Genomic DNA, 16054 nt, shown 5'->3' with positions numbered 1-16054 from the left:
GGATGGGCAAATGAGGTTTTATGCGGCAGCCGCATGTTTTGCGCCGCACCGCCGCTTGACAGCCATCCGGAGCGCGCGCACCATCGTTCGTATACGAATGATAACCGCAGCCGCTGGCTCCGATATGGTGACTGAAACGACGAGCGCCGCCATCGACAAGATCCGCTGCGATGCTTGTCCGGTGATGTGCTACATCAAGCCGGGCGCGGCGGGGGCCTGTGACCGCTACGCCAATCACGAGGGCAAGCTCGTTCGCGTCGATCCGCATGTGATCCTGGAGCGCACGGTCTCACATGGCGGCAAGCTGGTTCCGTTCAGCCGCACGGAAGATTGGGACGGCAAGATCGTCCACGAGCCCTCGACCTTCGTGACCGCGATCGGCGCAGGCACGACCTATCCCGATTACAAGCCGGCGCCCTTCATCGTCTCCGCTGAGGTCGAGGGCGTCGACATGGTGACTGTCGTCACCGAGGGCATCTTCTCCTATTGCGGCATCAAGGTGAAGATCGACACCGACCGCTATCTCGGCCCCGAAACCGCGACGGTGCGCGCTCAGGGTGAGGCGGTCGGCCACGTCACCACCAGCGAATACGGCTCGCAGATGCTGTCGCTCGGCGGCGTGCATCATCTGACCGGCGGCTCCAAGAAAGAGGGCCGCGTCACCTGCGACACGCTGATGGACCTCGCCAATTGCAAGGCCGTGGAGCTCACCATTGACGGCGGTGCGAGCGTGGTGGTGCAGGCCGGCCAGCCGCCCATCGTCAATGGGGTGAAAGAAGAGCGCATGCGCGTCGGCTGCGGCTCGGCGACGATCGGCATGTTCGCAAAACAATGGCACGGCAAGGTCGACGAGGTCGTCGTGGTCGACGACCACATCACCGGGGTGCTGAGCGAGCATCAGGCCGGCAAGCTGCTCGACATCGCCGACACCGGGATCAAGATGAAAGGCCGGCGCTCGACGCCCGGCCGCTATTTCCAGGTCGCTGATCCCGGCACCGGGTGGGGCGGCACCAACATTTCCGATCCGCTGGCGATCCTCGGGCCGTTCGATGCCAAGGAAGCAAAGCCGGGCCTGACCATGCTGATGGTTTCCACCACCGGCGAGCACTCGTCCTATTACGTGCTCGACGAGGCGTTGAGGCCGGTCGAGACCGAGATGCCCGCCGAACTAAAATTCTCGGTCGAGCGCATCCAGGAGAATTGTGAACCGGCGCTGTGCACGGTGCTGTTCATGGCCGGCGCCGGCGGCTCGCTGCGGGCGGGCGTGACCGACAATCCGGTGCGGCTGACGCGCTCGGTGAAGGATGCACTGACGCGCGTCACCAGCGGCGGCGCGCCGGTCTATGTCTGGCCCGGAGGCGGCATCACCTACATGGTCGATGTGATGCAGATGCCGGCGGGTGCATTCGGCTACGTGCCGACGCCAGCACTGGTCGCGCCGATCGAGTTCACGATGAAGCTGTCGGACTATGCCGCGCTCGGCGGTCACATGGATTACGTGAAGCCGCTGTCCGAGGTGAGGGGCGGCGACGATGTCAGGCAATTGCCCTGGCAAAACCCGATTCCGGGACATCGAACATGACGCGGCTCCCGCAAATCGCATTGCTGTCTGAGGGCCGGCGGCTGCATTTGCAGGATGGACCGATTGATCTGGTCATTGAGGCGAGGGGGCGCGCGGATGCGGTGCGTGCGGCCTACGAAGCCGCGGCCCGACGGTTCACCGGGTTGCTTGACGAGCTCTGCGCGGAATTGCCGGAGCTGCGGATGGCAGCCGGGGAGCGGACGTCGCTGAAGGGCGTGGTGGCGCGCCGGATGCACGCCGCGGTCGCGCCTTTTGTCGCCGATTGCTTCATCACGCCGATGGCCGCGGTTGCCGGCAGTGTGGCGGAGGAGATCCTCGGCGCAATGCTGGGCGCCGCGACGCTCGATCAGGCCTATGTCAACAATGGCGGCGACATCGCCCTTCATCTCGGCGGGAGCGAGCACTTTTCGATTGGGCTGATGGATCGGCCCGACCGTGACGGCGTGATGCGGACGATGAGGATCGATGCGGATGACCCGGTGCGGGGCATCGCCACCAGCGGGCGCCATGGCCGCAGCTTTTCGCTCGGGATCGCCGACGCGGTGACGGTGCTGGCCGCAACGGCATCGCAAGCCGATGCGGCGGCGACGGTCATCGCCAATGCCGTGGATCTGCCGGGACATCCTGCCATCATCCGGCAGCCGGCCAGCGAGCTTCAGCCCGATAGCGATCTCGGCGCGCGCCTTGTGACCCGACACGTCGGTGAATTGTCACAGAACGAGATCGCCGCTGCTCTCGAATCTGGCGCGGAATGTGCACGCCGATTGTTCGACCGCGGATTGATCGAGGGTGCCGTGCTGCAGCTTTGTGGTGATATGCTTGTCATCGGACCGAAAGATATTGAACGGCAGGAAGCGCGCCCGCGTCAGCTGGAGACCGCGGTTCATGCCTGAGCCGGGAACAGCCTTAAGGACACAATCATGAGCGCGATCATCCGCAAGATCGTCACCGTCGTCGAAGAGACGCAGATGGAGATGGGCCGGCAAGTCTCGCCGCCGACCCGGCGCGCCGCGGCGATCGCCGTGATCGAAAATCCATTTGCTGGAAGATATGTCGAAGACCTTTCGCCGCTGATCGCGATCGGTGAGGAGCTGGGCGAGCTCTTGTCGAAGCGCGCAGTGGCGGCGCTCGGCATCGATGGCGCCAAGGCGCAAAGCTATGGCAAGGCTGCAGCCGTCGGCGAGAACGGCGAATTGGAGCATGCGGCGGCGATCCTTCATCCGAAGATGGGCGCGCCGGTGCGTAAAGTCCTGAGCAAGGGCGCGGCGCTGATTCCATCGTCGAAAAAGCGCAGCGGTCCGGGCACGACGCTGGACATTCCGCTAGGGCATAAGGACGCCGCCTTCGTGCGCAGCCATTTCGACGGCATGGAAGTTCAGATCAACGACGCGCCGCGCGCCAACGAGATCATGGTTGCGGTCGCCGTCACCGACAGTGGCCGGCCGCTGCCGCGCGTCGGCGGGCTGACGGTTGCGGAGATCAAGGGCGAAGACGGTCTGAGATAGAAGACGCAAGCGAGTTCAAAACTGGAGGTTGGGATGCGAGCAGGAAATTACTTCGTCGGCGCGGCCTTCGCGCTTCTGGCAGGCGGCATGGCCCATTCGGCCATGGCGCAGGACATCAAGATCGGCGAGATCAACAGCTACTCGCTGCTGCCGGCCTTCACCGAGCCCTACCGGAAGGGATGGCAGCTCGCCGTCGAGGAGGTCAACGCGGCCGGCGGCATCAACGGCAAGAAGCTGGTCGTCGTCTCCAAGGACGACGGCGGCAAGCCCGCGGACGCGCAGACCGCGGCCAATGAGCTCGTGTCGAGCGAGGGCGTTGCGATGCTCGCCGGCACCTTCCTGTCGAATATCGGCCTTGCGGTCAGCGACTTCGCAAACCAGAAGAAGGTGTTCTTCCTCGCAGCGGAACCGCTGACGGACGCCATCACCTGGTCCAAGGGCAACAAATACACCTTCCGCCTGCGTCCCTCGAACTACATGCAGGCGGCGATGCTTGTGGAGGCTGCTAGCAAGCTGCCGGCCAAACGCTGGGCGACGATCGCGCCGAACTATGAATACGGCCAGTCGGCAGTCGCCGTGTTCAAGAAGCTGATGTCGGAGAAGCGTCCTGATATCCAGTGGGTCGACGAGCAATGGCCGCCGCAGGGCAAGATCGACGCAGGTCCGGTGGTGCAGGCGGTTGCCGCCGCCAACCCGGAAGCCATCCTCAACGTCACGTTCGGCGCGGACCTCGTCAAGCTCGTGCGCGAAGGCAACACCCGCGGCCTGTTCAAGGGGCGCGAGGTGGTTTCGTTCCTGACCGGCGAGCCCGAATATCTCGATCCGCTCAAGGACGAGACGCCCGAGGGCTGGATCGTCACCGGCTATCCCTGGTACTCGATCAAGACGCCCGAGCATGACGCATTCCTGAAGGCCTACCAGGCCAAGTACAACGACTATCCGCGTCTCGGCTCGATCGTCGGCTACCAAACCATCAAATCGGCGGCTGCGATCCTGGCGAAGGCCGGCTCGAGCGATCCGGAGAAGCTGATTGCCGCGGCAGAAGGCCTCTCGGTGCCGTCACCGTTCGGCGAGATCACTTTCCGCAAGATCGATCACCAGTCGACGCTCGGTGCCTTCGTCGGCAAGACCGCGCTGAAGGACGGCAAGGGCGTGATGGTGGACTCCTCCTACAAGAAGGGGGCGGATTATCTGCCTGGCGATGCCGAGGTCGAGAAGCTGCGGCCGAAGGATTGATCACCGCTGCGGTGGGTTAGCCCTGCGGACTGCGCGTAGCGCAGGCCGCCGGCGTAACCCACCTCTTTCGGCATCCGCAGAAATAAAGGTGGTGGGTTACGCCGAGCGCTCGCGCTTCGCGCAATCGCAGGGCGAACCCACCCTACGAAGCTACGACGACCTCTCCCCGCGAGCGGGAGGTCACGCAACACCCAAACCGGACCGCCGATGGCCTTTTATGTCGTACAGTTTCTGACCGGTCTCGCCAGCGCAGCGTCGCTGTTTCTGGTGGCCTCGGGCCTGTCGATCATCTTCGGTGTGACGCGGATCGTGAATTTCGCGCATGGCGCCTTCTACATGATCGGCGCCTACATCGCCTTCACGCTGACCGAGCGCCTGTCCGGCGCGTTCGGCTTCTGGGGTGGCATCGTGCTGGCGGCACTGGCCGTGGCGCTGATCGGTGTCATCGTCGAGATGGTACTGCTCCGGCGCATCTATCACGCGCCCGAATTGTTCCAGCTGCTCGCGACCTTCGGCCTGACCTTGATGGTCGAGGATCTCGTCGTCCTGATCTGGGGGCCTGACGATCTCGTCGGCCGCCGCGCGCCGGGCTTCAAGGGCGCCATCGATTTCTTCGGCCAGAACATTCCGAGCTACGACCTGTTCCTGATCGTGCTCGGACCGGTCGTGCTGGGCATCCTCTGGCTGCTGTTCCAGCGCACGCGCTGGGGCGTGCTGGTGCGCGCCGCGACGCAGGACCGCGACATGGTTGCAGCCCTCGGCGTCAACCAGAAATGGCTGTTCACGTCCGTGTTCGCGGTCGGTGTTTTCCTGGCCGCGCTCGGCGGCGCGCTGCAGATCCCGCGCGATGCCGTGCATCATGCCATGGATTTGCGGATCATCGTCGAGGTCTTCGTCGTCGTCGTGATCGGCGGCCTCGGCAGCATCGTCGGTGCCTTCGTCGCGGCGGTGCTTGTCTCCGAGCTCAATGCCTTCGGCATCCTGATCTTCCCCAAGATTTCCATCATCCTGGTGTTCCTGGTGATGGCGGTGGTTTTGATCGTGCGGCCCTGGGGCCTGTTCGGCAAACCGGAGGCGCCCGCGCGCAAGACGCCGGGTCTCACCGTCAATCCATGGCGGCCGTTGACGTCGAACGAGCGGCTCGCCGCGCTTGCAGCGCTCGTGATCGCAGCGACGCTGCCGCTGTTCGCAGGCAATTATCTGCTCACCGTCGGCTCGGAGATCGCGATCTTCGTCATCTTCGCCGTCAGCCTGCACTTCCTGATGTCGGTCGGCGGGCTCGCGTCTTTCGGCCACGCCGCTTATTTCGGCCTCGGTGCCTATGGCATCGCCTTCCTTGCCAAGATGGCGGGGCTGCCGATGATCGTCTGCCTGCTGCTCGGCCCGCTGCTCGGCTGCATGGGCGCGGCCGTGTTCGGCTTCTTCGCCGTGCAGCTCTCCGGCGTCTACTTCGCGATGCTGACGCTGGCCTTTGCACAGATCGTCTGGTCGATCGCGTTCCAATGGGTGAGCGTCACTGGCGGTGACAACGGCATATTGGGCGTGTGGCCTCCGAGCTGGGCGGCGAGTCCGTCGCACTTCTATTGGCTGGCGCTCGGCATTGCGGCGCTGGTGACCATCGCGCTGCGGGCCATGGTGTTCTCGCCGTTCGGCTATGCGCTTCGTGCCACGCGCGATTCACTTCTGCGCAGCGAAGCGATCGGCATCGACGCCAAGCGCATCCAATGGACCGCCTTCGTGATCGCCGGCACGACCGCCGGCATCGGCGGCGCGCTGTTCGCCTACCTCAAGGGCAGCGTCTTCCCGGATAATCTCGGCATTTCGCTTTCGGTCGATGCGCTGGTCATGGTGCTGCTCGGGGGCGTCGAAACGGTGTCGGGCGCGGTGATCGGCGCCATCGTCTACAAGGCTTTGAACATCTGGCTGGTCAGTCAGACCGATCTGTCGAAGCTCGTGCTTGGCGGCTTCATCATGCTGATCGTCGTCGTCTTCCCCAAGGGCATCGTCGGCATGCTGGAGATGCTGGCGCAGCGCCGCAAGAAAGCATCGCCGCCCGGATCCCCCTTGCTCGCCAAGCCGATCGAGTCCGCCGAATGAGCGTTGCACCCCCACTTCTCGCCGTCGAAGGCCTGACCAAATCCTATGGCGGCATCCACGCCGTGCGCGGCGTGTCGTTCTCGCTGCGCGCCGGCGAGATATTGGCGCTGATCGGGCCGAATGGTGCGGGAAAAAGCACCTGTTTCGACATGCTCAACGGCCAGAACAAGCCTGACACCGGTCATGTCCGCCTGCTCGGCGAAGAGATCACGGGCAGGAAGCCGCGCGAGGTTTGGCGGCTCGGCGTCGGGCGCACCTTCCAGATCACCGCGACTTTCGCCACCATGACCGTGCGCGAGAACGTGCAGGTGGCGCTGATCTCGCACGGCAAGCAGTTGTTCAACCTGTTCGGCTCGGCGCCGAAGTTCGATCGCGGCGAGGCCGGCCGGCTGCTCGAACTCGTCGGCATGGGCGGCTACGCTGATCGGCCCTGCGGCGAGCTCGCCTATGGTGACCTCAAGCGGCTCGAGCTTGCGGTGGCGCTCGCCAACCAGCCGAAGCTGCTCCTGATGGACGAGCCGACCGCCGGCATGGCGCCGCGCGAGCGCGTCGATCTGATGCGGCTCACCGCGCAGATCGCGCGCGAAAAGTCGATCGGGGTGCTCTTCACCGAGCACGACATGGACGTGGTGTTCGAGCATGCCGACCGCATCATCGTGCTCAACCGCGGCGCGCTGATCGCCGAGGGCTCGCCGGCCGAGGTGCGCGGCAATCCGCAGGTGCAGGCGGTCTATCTCGGCGAAGGCCTCGTCTACGATGCCCGCCACCGCGATGGAGCATCGGCATGAAGCTGACGGTCGAGGGGCTCAACAGCCATTACGGTCCGGCGCATATCCTGTTCGACATCGGCTTCGAGGTCGGCGAGGGCGAGGTGGTGGCGCTGCTCGGCCGCAACGGCGCCGGCAAGTCGACGACGTTCCGCTCCATCGTCGGCCTCGTCGCGCAGCGAACCGGCCGCATCATGTTCGAGGGCAAGGACGTCTCGGCGAAGCCGACCCATGAGATCGTGCGCGAGGGGCTCGGCTATGTGCCCGAGGAGCGGCGCATCTTCACCGACCTGACGGTGGAGGAAAACCTCGAAGTCGGCCGCCAGCCGAAGCGTCCGAATGCACCGCACTGGACCCGCGAAAAGCTGTTCGCGCTGTTTCCGAATCTGGGCGAGATGAAGAACCGTCCCGGCGGCCGCATGAGCGGCGGCGAGCAGCAAATGCTCACCATCGCGCGCACGCTGATGGGCAATCCGTCGCTGGTGCTGCTGGATGAACCCTCGGAAGGCCTGTCGCCGAAGATCGTGGAGCAGATGGTCGAGGCCATCCTGACCATGAAGAAGGAAGGCGTCAGCATCGTCGTCTCCGAGCAGAATCTGCATTTCGCGCGGCTGATCTCGGATCGCGCCTACATCATCGAGCGCGGCCGCATCTGCTTCGGCGGCACCATGGCCGAACTCGACGCGCGTCCTGATATCCGCGACGCGCATCTGTCGTTGTGAGGGCAAAGGGAAGGGCTGCGAGCGGATGGCGAGAAGCGTCACGGCGAAGAAGAGCATCAAACCGGCAAGACCGCCTTACGTGCTCGACGAGCAGGTCGGCTTCATCCTGCGCCAGGTCTGGCAGCGCCACAGTTCGATCTTTGCCCGCGACATCGGCACCAATTTGACGCCGACGCAATGGGCGGCACTATCGAAACTCGCCGAGACCGGGCCGTGTTCGCAGAACCAGCTGGGCCGGCTGACCGCGATGGACGTCGCGACCATCAAGGGCGTGATCGACCGCCTGACGGCGCGCGGCCTGACCGAGACCAGCCAGGATCCCGAGGACGGAAGGCGCCTGCTGGTGAGCCTGACGCGCGCGGGGCAGCAGCTTGCGGAGAAGGTCGCGCCGAATGCGCTCGCCATCACCCGGGAGACCCTGGCGCCGCTCGATGCAAAAGAGCGCGAGATGCTGATGGCGCTGTTGAACAAGCTGCGGTGAAGAAGGTGCCGTAGGGTGGGCAAAGGCGCGCTCTTCGCGCCGTGCCCACGATCTTTTCCTGATTGAGAATGATGGTGGGCACGCTTCGCTTTGCCCACCCTACGAGACCTGTTGAACAAGCTGCGGTGACCGGCGACTAACCTCGATGAAGACGTCATCGAGGTTTTTCGTCATGAGAGCGGAAACGCGGTTTGCGATGGTTTTGACTCTTGGTGCGACGCTGGCTGGCAGTTGCGTTCCTGCCTTTGCAGCGCAACCCTACGAGGGCTTCTGGGCCTCGGCCAAGAAAGATTGCCGCAATGACGACAGCCCCAACCGCATGAGCATCGAAGGCGGCAACCGCCTGTATTGGTACGAGACGCGATGCCGCGCCGGCGCGATCACCGCCGATGGCAAGCAGAGCTGGAAGATGCGGCTCGCCTGCGAAGGCGAGGGCGAGACGTTTCGATCCAATCCCAGGATCTCGGTCGCTGCGGACGGCCGGCTGGTGATCGAGAACGGCCCGGTCGGGCAGGCCAAGCGGCAAATCTATGTACGTTGTGAAATCCCAAAGCGACTCTGACCGGGTCGATCAGCTTTTTCCCGGCCATTTGGCGCGGTAGCGGATTTCGCTGCCGTCGGCGAGCCGTCGCCACGTTCCGAACTCCGGCGTATGCGGTGCCCGGGCCGTCAAATCGATTGGATAGACCCGGCTCGGCTGGCCCTCGATGTTGACGGCGAGCTGCCGGAGCGAGGTTCGAAACGCCAGCTCGACGTCGCCGGCGATGACAGCCTGATCGCCGTCGCGATAGAAGGCGGCCGGGTTTACTTCGCCCGGCATGGTGTTGAGGTCGGTCTGCAATTCGACGGTGATGCCCCGGGCTGACGTCGGCACCGCGACGCCGGCCGGAAAACGGACCTCGAAGACGAGCAGGGGATTGCCGCCGTTGCGGTTCAGCCACGGCGTCGCGGTCGCACAGGCGTATGCAGCATAGGCGGCAACGCCGGCGACGCAGAGGAGTACGAGGATGCCAAGCGACTTCAGGCTGTTGCGGGCGATGGTGCCGTTGCCGGCGTCCCGGCCTGCGCGTGCTACCAGCCAGTTGGCAAGGACGGCGCCGGCGATCGCGCCCATGGGGGAGTAGACGAACACTCCCAACAGGCCCGACATGATCGGGTCCGCCCGGTTGCCGACACCTAGGACGGAGATCAGCACGAAGATCGCGACATGGCCGGCAATGGCGCCAGCAAGGCCAACGGCTGTTCGCGACGAGTTTTTCATGATTTGCCTCGATGGCCCAGCAATGAACTGCGCCACCAGAGGGGCTGCCTGCGTTAGACGCAGCAGGCAGCGAACTCGTTCAACCCGTTCACGGCCGTCTCACTTCGCCACCACCTCCGGCACCTTCCCCGCCGGCGGTGTGTTGCGGCTGCGCTGGGTGCGCACGATGCCGTCGATGATGGTCATGCCGATGCCCGGGAGGTCGCCGAGCTGGACGCTCTCCAGGATGTTCTTGCCCGGCGAGTGCTGCGCCTTGTCCATGATGACGAAGTCGGCGGACCGCCCCACTTCAATGAGGCCGCAATCCAGCTCGCGCATCCGGGCGGTGTTGCCGGTGGCAAGGCAAAAGGCGAGTTCGGCAGGCAGCTCGCCGAGCGAGGACAGCATCGAGACCATGCGCAGGATGCCGAGCGGCTGCACACCGGAGCCGGCGGGCGCATCGGTGCCGAGGATGACGCGATGCAGATCGCCCATCTCGCGCGCGGTGCGCAGCGTGAACAGGGCCGAGCGCTCGTTGCCGTTGTGCACGAGCTCGAGACCGCGCTTGCAGCCCTCGCAGATGCAGCGGATCTGGTCATCGGGCAGCGCGGTGTGGCCGCCATTGATGTGGCCGACCACGTCGGTGTCGGCCTCCAGCACCACGTCCTTGTCGATCAGGCCGGAGCCGGGAATCGAGGGGCCGCCGGTGTGGATCGTGCTCTGGATGCCGTATTTGCGCGCCCAGCCGACCATCTTCCGCGCGGTCGGGCCGTCCTTGACGCCGCCGAGGCCGACTTCGCCGAGCAGCTTGACGCCGTTGGCGGCCATCTCCTTGAAGTCTTCCTCGACCATTTCGCATTCGATCACCGGCGCGCCGGCGTGAACCTTCACGCCGCCGGGACGCAGCGTCCAGAACGCGCGCTGGGCGAACACGGCCATGGCTTTCAGCCCGACCACATCGCGGGGGCGGCCGGGCATGTGCACTTCGCCCGCGGAGATCATCGTGGTGACGCCGCCATGCAGATAGCTATCGATCCAGTTGATCTGGTTCTGTCGCGGGGTCCAGTCGCCCGCAACAGGGTGGACATGACTGTCGATCAGGCCTGGTGCCACCGTGGTGCCCTGGGCGTCGACGATGGTGGTCGCGCCTTCGATGTCGACGTCCTTGAAGCGGCCGATCGCAGTGATCTTGCCGTTCTCGGCGACGATGGTGTCGCCGTCCAGGATCGGCTTTTCCAGGGCGCCGGACAGGATCAGGCCGATATTCCGGATCACGAGCTTCGAGGGTCCGGTGGCCTGGGGTGCGTCATGCGCCATGGAAGGGCTCCTTATTCCAAACTGCAATGCTTTCGATCTTGGGCAGCCTTGACCCGGGGATCAAGCAGGATTATTCATTAGTATACGAATGATCGTGTACAAACGACGCATAGCTGGACCGCCTCGAAAACCGCAATTGACGCGACAGGGAAGGTGAGATGAGCAATTTCAATCAGGAAAGCGTTTTAAGCGTCCACCACTGGACCGACACGCTGTTCTCTTTCAAGACCACCCGCAGCCCGACCTTCCGCTTCCGCAACGGCGAATTCACCATGATCGGGCTCAAGGTCGGCGAGAAGCCGCTGCTGCGGGCCTACAGCGTCGCCAGCGCCAATTACGAGGACACGCTGGAGTTCTTCTCCATCAAAGTGCCTGATGGCCCGCTGACCTCGCGCCTCCAGCACCTGAAGCAAGGCGATGAGATCATCGTCAGCCGGAAGGCCACCGGCACGCTGGTGATCGACAATCTGGAGGAGGGGCGTAACCTCTATCTCATCGGCACCGGCACCGGACTTGCGCCGTTCCTGAGCGTGATCAAGGACCCCGAGACCTATGAGCGGTTCGAGAAGGTGGTGCTGCTGCACGGCTGCCGTCACGTCAAGGAACTTGCTTATGGCGAGATGATCACCGAGACGCTGCCGAAGGACGAGCTGATCGGCGAGTACATTCAGAACCAGCTGATCTACTATCCGACCGTGACGCGCGATCCTTTCCGCAATCGGGGCCGTATCACCGACCTCATCACCTCAGGCAAGCTGTTCGCCGACATCGGTCTGCCGGCCCTCGAAGCGGCCCACGACCGCGTCATGATCTGCGGCAGCCCGGCGCTGGTGGCGGATACCCGCGTGCTCCTGGGTGAGCGCGGCTTTATCGAGGGCAATCATGGTGAGCCCGCCCAATTCGTGGTCGAAAAGGCCTTTGCCGAGCGCTAATCCCAGAATTCCTGCGCAATAAGACCGCATTTTGGCCGCGTGGGGCCCGTTGCGGCGCCGATTCGGCGCTTGATACACTGTGGGAGCGAATCAGCGGAGTTCCCACATGGTTGCGGACAGCGACAGCAACATCGCCTGGCACCGGGTCCAGTTGAAGAAGAACCGCGCCGAGTTGAAGGCGCTGGAGACCGCGCGCTTCACGATGGGCGAGATTGCCTCGTCGAAGCGCAACGGCCAGACCCAGAAGGCGGTCGCGGAACTCAAGCGCAAGATCGCGCAGTCCGAGCGTACGATCGCCGATCACGACAAGCGGACGCGCCGTCCGCTCGCAACCGATCTCCAGAGTCTCAGCAATGGCAGCTGGAGCCATTGGGACGCCTACACGCAACTTCAGCGCAAGACGGGTCAGCGTTCGCCAGGGCGCGGATAGACGCCTCTCGTTTGCGGTTCCTCTTGCACCGGCTGCGCCGCGCACCATCTGGGTGAGACGCCTGTAATCACTCCGGTGATCCCATGACAGTGCGCCTCGATTTCACCAGCGAGGCCTTCTTTCGCGATCCGCCCAAGGCCATTGCAACGCTGCGCATGTCCGGCCCGGTGGTCGCGACACGATTCCCTCTCGTCGGCGACGTCTGGATCACCACGAGCCATGACGCCACCGCGCAAGTTCTGAAGGACGGCGCCACCTTCACGCTGCGCAAGGAGGACGGCGACGTCGCCGGTCTGCGCTGGTGGATGCCGAGATTCGTCAGGACCATCGCCAACAACATGCTGACGATGGACGAGCCGGATCACACAAGGCTGCGCAGCATCGTTGATGAGGCGTTTCGTCGCCGCGCGATCGTCGCGATGGAGCCCCGCATCCGTGCCATCGCCGATGGTCTCGCGGGCGAGTTGTTCGCCCATGAAGATCCAGCTGATCTCGTCCAGCGCTACGCGCGCATCCTGCCGCTCGCGGTGATCTCCGAGCTCCTGGGCCTGCCCTTGGCCGATCGTCCGAAGTTCATCGCCTGGGCCAACGCGATATCCTCGCTGACCAATGTCGTCAGCTTTTTCCGCCTGCTGTTCGCGTTCCGCAAAATGCGCGCCTATCTCGCAGAGCAGTTGCAGATCGCGCGTGCGCAGGGCGGCGAAGGCCTGATTGCCGAGCTGATCCAGGTCGAGCGCGAGGGCGGCCAGATCACGCCGGACGAGATGGTCTCGATGGTGTTTCTGCTGCTTGGGGCCGGCTCCGAGACGACCACGCATCTCATCAGCGGTTCCGCCTATGAGCTCCTCAGAAGTCCCGGCCTGCGCGACTGGCTGGAACAGGACTGGAGCCGCGTTGGGCTCGCGGTGGAGGAGTTCCTGCGCTTCGTCTCGCCGGTGCAGTTCTCCAAGCCGCGCTATGTGCGGCAGGATGTCGAAGTCGAAGGCATGCGCCTGAAGAAGGGCGACCGCGTCATGGTGATGCTCGCCGCAGCGAACATGGATCCGGCGATGCATGACCGTCCGGAAAATCTCGATCTCGAACGCAAGCCGAACCGTCATATCTCCTTTGGAACGGGAATCCATTTCTGCCTCGGCCATCAGCTCGCGCGTATCGAAGCGGCCTGCGCGCTGCAGGCGCTGTTCGTGCGATGGCCGAAACTAGGTCTCGCCGTTGATCCTGCGCAGGTCCACTGGCGCAGACGACCGGGCCTTCGTGCCATCGCAAAGCTTCCTGTCACCCCAGGGGCTCACGGAACACATGCGGCGTCGTCTGAGGGGATGATAGCTAATCGTTCCCTCGCGCGGGCGGACTGAGCTTTCCGCCTTCGGCAAATCGTCGCTGATTGGGTTCTGCCAGGAACGGTGCGCAGCGCTTGCTGTTGTCATCAGGACTGAGGGCGCGCCAGGGAACAGGCTCCGTACCCGAGGTTTCCCAGATCTCACGGAGGTTGGATCATGACCAGCAAAATGCCGAAGGTTCCGCCGGACAATCAGAGCCGGAAGGGAACTGGCGACGACAAACAAATGTCGCCTGATCAAACCCCGCGCGGCCAACAGCGCGCGGAAAATCCGGACCAGCAGGGAGAGCAGGGCAACATCAAGCAGAACACGACCAATCAGGGATACCAGCAAGACCGCTGAGGAGGCGACATTCCATGTCGACATCCACCAAGACACCAAACAGCATTCGCCAGGGCGGACCCGGCGCATCACATGAGAACGCGAAGGCACCGTTGGAGGTGAAGAAGCCGCCTGCGGATGATTCACAGCGCAGCCACAGCCGCGTCTCAGGTGGCGGAGGTGAGCGCGACTCCCATCACGCGCACGATGAGGCCGGCAAGGGCGGAGGCAGGTGAAGATCGGAGACCCCCAATGCAAGGCAGAAAGACCCACGAACAGCAGGTGCGCATTCTCGAGCGCAAGCCTGACGTCCCCGATGCGCGAGAGCTGGATCAAGCGTTAGGGCGCAACATCGAAGACACCGCCATCCATCGCGCGCAGCCTGAAGCGCGGCAGAGCGAATTTCCGGTGAGCCGCGGCGGTCTCAACCAGGAGAGCGACCACAACAAGCACAATCACGCTGGCCAGAGTGGCCACAAGCCGCCGAAACCGACACCGGCGCAACAGAAGCACTAAGTCTTCGGAAGATCACTGCAAGAGGAGAAACCGATGCCAGCTGGGCACGGCAGCAAGACGCACTTCAGATCGGGCATGCATGGCAAGGGCGACGGGACCGGCGCCATGGCCGATATCCCCAAGGACAAGATCGGCGACAACATGGTGCTCTCCAACCGCGACAAGAAGCAGCATTCGGACATTCGCGGCATGGACGGCAAGACCATCCAGACCGAACAATATCAGGACCACGCAGCCAACCGGCTCGACGAGAAGCAGGAAACTGACGAGACCTGAGAGCGTTCCTCCCGACCAACTCGCGGACCGGTGTTCAGCCGGTCCGCTTTTTTGTCGGTGCGAGGTCGCGCTCCCAGCCGAACACGGAGCGGCCATCGAGATCCGGCGAAGCCGAGCGCTCGCCAGCGATGTAAGCCTCGACCGACGGTCCGCTCGCGGTGCGTTCGAGCCGCCGCGCCTGATCGTCGAGACGCTTGATCGCCTGCACCTCCTCGTCGCGCCCGAGCTTGGCGTTCTGGATCGCGTCCTTCAGCACGCGGATGGTCTCGTCATAGACCTTGATCGGGACGGGATAGGGATGCCGGTCCTTGCCGCCATGGGCGAGCGAGAAGCGCGCGGGGTCCTTGAAACGGTAGGGCGCGCCGTGCACGACCTCAGCGACCATCGCCAGTGAACGCACGGTGCGCGCGCCGACGCCCGGCGTCAGCAGCAGATCCGGAAAATCGACCGGGCCGCGCTCGGCCGCGGCGGCGAGCGTGCCATGCAGGCGGCGCGCGAACACGTCCATAGGCCTGACATCGTGATGGGCGGGCATGATCAAGTGCGGTAGCATCGCTTGCACCGGCTCGGGCGCGGTCCCCAACAGCCGCTCGAACTCGGAGACGATGCGATCGGGGCCGAGATCACCCAGCAGATCGAGCTGCGCGGTGCGTGAGATGTCGGCGCGATGGTCGGTGAGATTGATGATCTCGCCCTGTTGCGGCCCGTCAATCGCGCTATGCGGCGTATCGACGAAGCTCTTCAACGCCTCGGAATGCCAGTGATAGCGTCGTGCCTGCCGCTTGTCGCCGTTCATGCCCTGCTGCACCACCGTCCATTTGCCGTCGGCGGTGACGAAGAAGCCGTGCAAATACAGATCAAAGCCGTCCTGCACGGCTGCACTGTCGACCTTCGCCACCAGGCGGCTGGCGCGGGTCAGCTTTGCGCCGTCGAATCCAACGCGGTCGCCGAGCTGCATCAACTCATCCGGCGTCTTGCGCGAATGCTGGCCGCGGCCGCCGCAGACATAGATGCCGAGCTCGTCTTGCAGCGGCTCGAGCCCGCGCTTCAGTGCGCCGATCACGGAGGTCGTGATGCCTGAGGAGTGCCAGTCCATTCCCATGACGGCGCCGAACGACTGGAACCAGAACGGATGGGACAACCGCTGGAGGAACGCATCGCGGCCATAATGATGCACGATCGCCTGCGTGACGATCGAGCCCAGCGAGGCCATGCGGCTCGCCAGCCACGGCGGAACCCGTCCGGTGTGCAAGGGAAGATCGGCGCTGCCGCTACGTCGAGTCATGAGCGCA

At 64.3% G+C, this 16054-nt stretch carries 19 protein-coding genes; 16 read left to right on the top strand and 3 right to left on the bottom strand.

What is annotated here, in order from left to right:
• Positions 1–124: 124 nt before the first annotated feature.
• From IVA79_RS15980 to IVA79_RS15940, 9 genes are all read left to right on the top strand, one after another.
• On the top strand, positions 125–1582 hold the full coding sequence (locus IVA79_RS15980; protein ID WP_247554240.1) for a 6-hydroxynicotinate reductase: 1458 nt from the start codon (positions 125–127) through the stop codon (positions 1580–1582).
• Positions 1579–2475 (top strand): UPF0280 family protein, encoded by an 897-nt coding sequence (locus IVA79_RS15975; protein ID WP_247554238.1) that lies wholly within the window; start codon positions 1579–1581, stop codon positions 2473–2475. The genes IVA79_RS15980 and IVA79_RS15975 overlap by 4 nt, the downstream gene beginning before the upstream one ends.
• 27 nt (positions 2476–2502) lie before the next feature.
• Positions 2503–3087 (top strand): amino acid synthesis family protein, encoded by a 585-nt coding sequence (locus tag IVA79_RS15970; RefSeq protein ID WP_247554235.1) that lies wholly within the window; start codon positions 2503–2505, stop codon positions 3085–3087.
• A gap of 33 nt (positions 3088–3120) precedes the next feature.
• Complete coding sequence (locus IVA79_RS15965) at positions 3121–4323, top strand: ABC transporter substrate-binding protein (protein ID WP_247554233.1); 1203 nt, start codon at positions 3121–3123, stop codon at positions 4321–4323.
• A gap of 207 nt (positions 4324–4530) precedes the next feature.
• A complete protein-coding gene (locus IVA79_RS15960; protein WP_247554232.1) occupies positions 4531–6420 on the top strand; it encodes an ABC transporter permease in 1890 nt (629 codons plus the stop codon).
• Positions 6417–7208 carry an ABC transporter ATP-binding protein gene (locus tag IVA79_RS15955; RefSeq protein ID WP_247554231.1) on the top strand — a complete coding sequence of 264 codons (792 nt, stop codon included), beginning with the start codon at positions 6417–6419 and terminating at the stop codon, positions 7206–7208. The genes IVA79_RS15960 and IVA79_RS15955 overlap by 4 nt, the downstream gene beginning before the upstream one ends.
• A complete protein-coding gene (locus IVA79_RS15950; protein WP_247554228.1) occupies positions 7205–7909 on the top strand; it encodes an ABC transporter ATP-binding protein in 705 nt (234 codons plus the stop codon). Before IVA79_RS15955 ends, IVA79_RS15950 begins: the two co-directional genes overlap by 4 nt.
• Positions 7910–7934: 25 nt before the next feature.
• A complete protein-coding gene (locus IVA79_RS15945) occupies positions 7935–8390 on the top strand; it encodes a MarR family transcriptional regulator (RefSeq protein ID WP_247554226.1) in 456 nt (151 codons plus the stop codon).
• Positions 8391–8586: 196 nt separating this feature from the next.
• Positions 8587–8952, top strand: a complete 366-nt coding sequence (locus IVA79_RS15940; protein ID WP_247554224.1) for a hypothetical protein — start codon at positions 8587–8589, stop codon at positions 8950–8952.
• A gap of 9 nt (positions 8953–8961) precedes the next feature.
• On the opposite strand, the gene IVA79_RS15935 is transcribed toward IVA79_RS15940, so the two are convergent.
• Both IVA79_RS15935 and IVA79_RS15930 read right to left on the bottom strand, forming a co-directional pair.
• Positions 8962–9651: a hypothetical protein gene (locus IVA79_RS15935; RefSeq protein WP_247554222.1), complete on the bottom strand. Its 690-nt coding sequence runs from the start codon at positions 9649–9651 to the stop codon at positions 8962–8964.
• Positions 9652–9750: 99 nt separating this feature from the next.
• Complete coding sequence (locus IVA79_RS15930; protein WP_211418157.1) at positions 9751–10947, bottom strand: amidohydrolase family protein; 1197 nt, start codon at positions 10945–10947, stop codon at positions 9751–9753.
• Positions 10948–11105: 158 nt separating this feature from the next.
• Here IVA79_RS15930 and IVA79_RS15925 point away from each other — a divergent pair, with 158 nt between their 5' ends.
• The 7 genes from IVA79_RS15925 to IVA79_RS15895 all read left to right on the top strand — a co-directional run bounded on the left by IVA79_RS15925 (position 11106) and on the right by IVA79_RS15895 (position 14762).
• Entirely contained in the window at positions 11106–11879 is a 774-nt protein-coding gene (locus IVA79_RS15925) for a ferredoxin--NADP reductase (protein WP_247554218.1), read from the top strand.
• Between the two features lie 106 nt (positions 11880–11985).
• A complete protein-coding gene (locus IVA79_RS15920) occupies positions 11986–12309 on the top strand; it encodes a hypothetical protein (RefSeq protein ID WP_212087038.1) in 324 nt (107 codons plus the stop codon).
• Positions 12310–12392: 83 nt separating this feature from the next.
• Positions 12393–13664 (top strand): cytochrome P450, encoded by a 1272-nt coding sequence (locus IVA79_RS15915; RefSeq protein WP_247554215.1) that lies wholly within the window; start codon positions 12393–12395, stop codon positions 13662–13664.
• Positions 13665–13805: 141 nt separating this feature from the next.
• Complete coding sequence (locus IVA79_RS15910) at positions 13806–13991, top strand: hypothetical protein (RefSeq protein WP_247554213.1); 186 nt, start codon at positions 13806–13808, stop codon at positions 13989–13991.
• A 14-nt stretch (positions 13992–14005) separates the two neighbouring features.
• Positions 14006–14206 carry a hypothetical protein gene (locus IVA79_RS15905; protein WP_247554211.1) on the top strand — a complete coding sequence of 67 codons (201 nt, stop codon included), beginning with the start codon at positions 14006–14008 and terminating at the stop codon, positions 14204–14206.
• 16 nt (positions 14207–14222) lie between these two features.
• Positions 14223–14486 carry a hypothetical protein gene (locus tag IVA79_RS15900; protein WP_247554209.1) on the top strand — a complete coding sequence of 88 codons (264 nt, stop codon included), beginning with the start codon at positions 14223–14225 and terminating at the stop codon, positions 14484–14486.
• A 33-nt stretch (positions 14487–14519) separates the two neighbouring features.
• The gene (locus tag IVA79_RS15895) at positions 14520–14762 is read left to right on the top strand and encodes a hypothetical protein (protein WP_247554208.1); all 243 of its coding nucleotides are present in this window, start codon (positions 14520–14522) and stop codon (positions 14760–14762) included.
• A gap of 34 nt (positions 14763–14796) precedes the next feature.
• Here the strand turns inward: IVA79_RS15895 and IVA79_RS15890 are convergent, their stop codons facing one another.
• Positions 14797–16047, bottom strand: coding sequence for a DUF763 domain-containing protein (locus tag IVA79_RS15890; protein WP_247554207.1), 1251 nt, complete (start codon positions 16045–16047; stop codon positions 14797–14799).
• Between the last annotated feature and the right edge of the window lie 7 nt (positions 16048–16054).

The sequence above is a fragment of the Bradyrhizobium sp. 138 genome (genome assembly GCF_023074075.1).
Classification (GTDB): domain Bacteria; phylum Pseudomonadota; class Alphaproteobacteria; order Rhizobiales; family Xanthobacteraceae; genus Bradyrhizobium.
The sequence above is the reverse complement of the archived record's forward strand: the minus strand, read 5'-3'. Positions and strand labels throughout refer to the sequence as shown.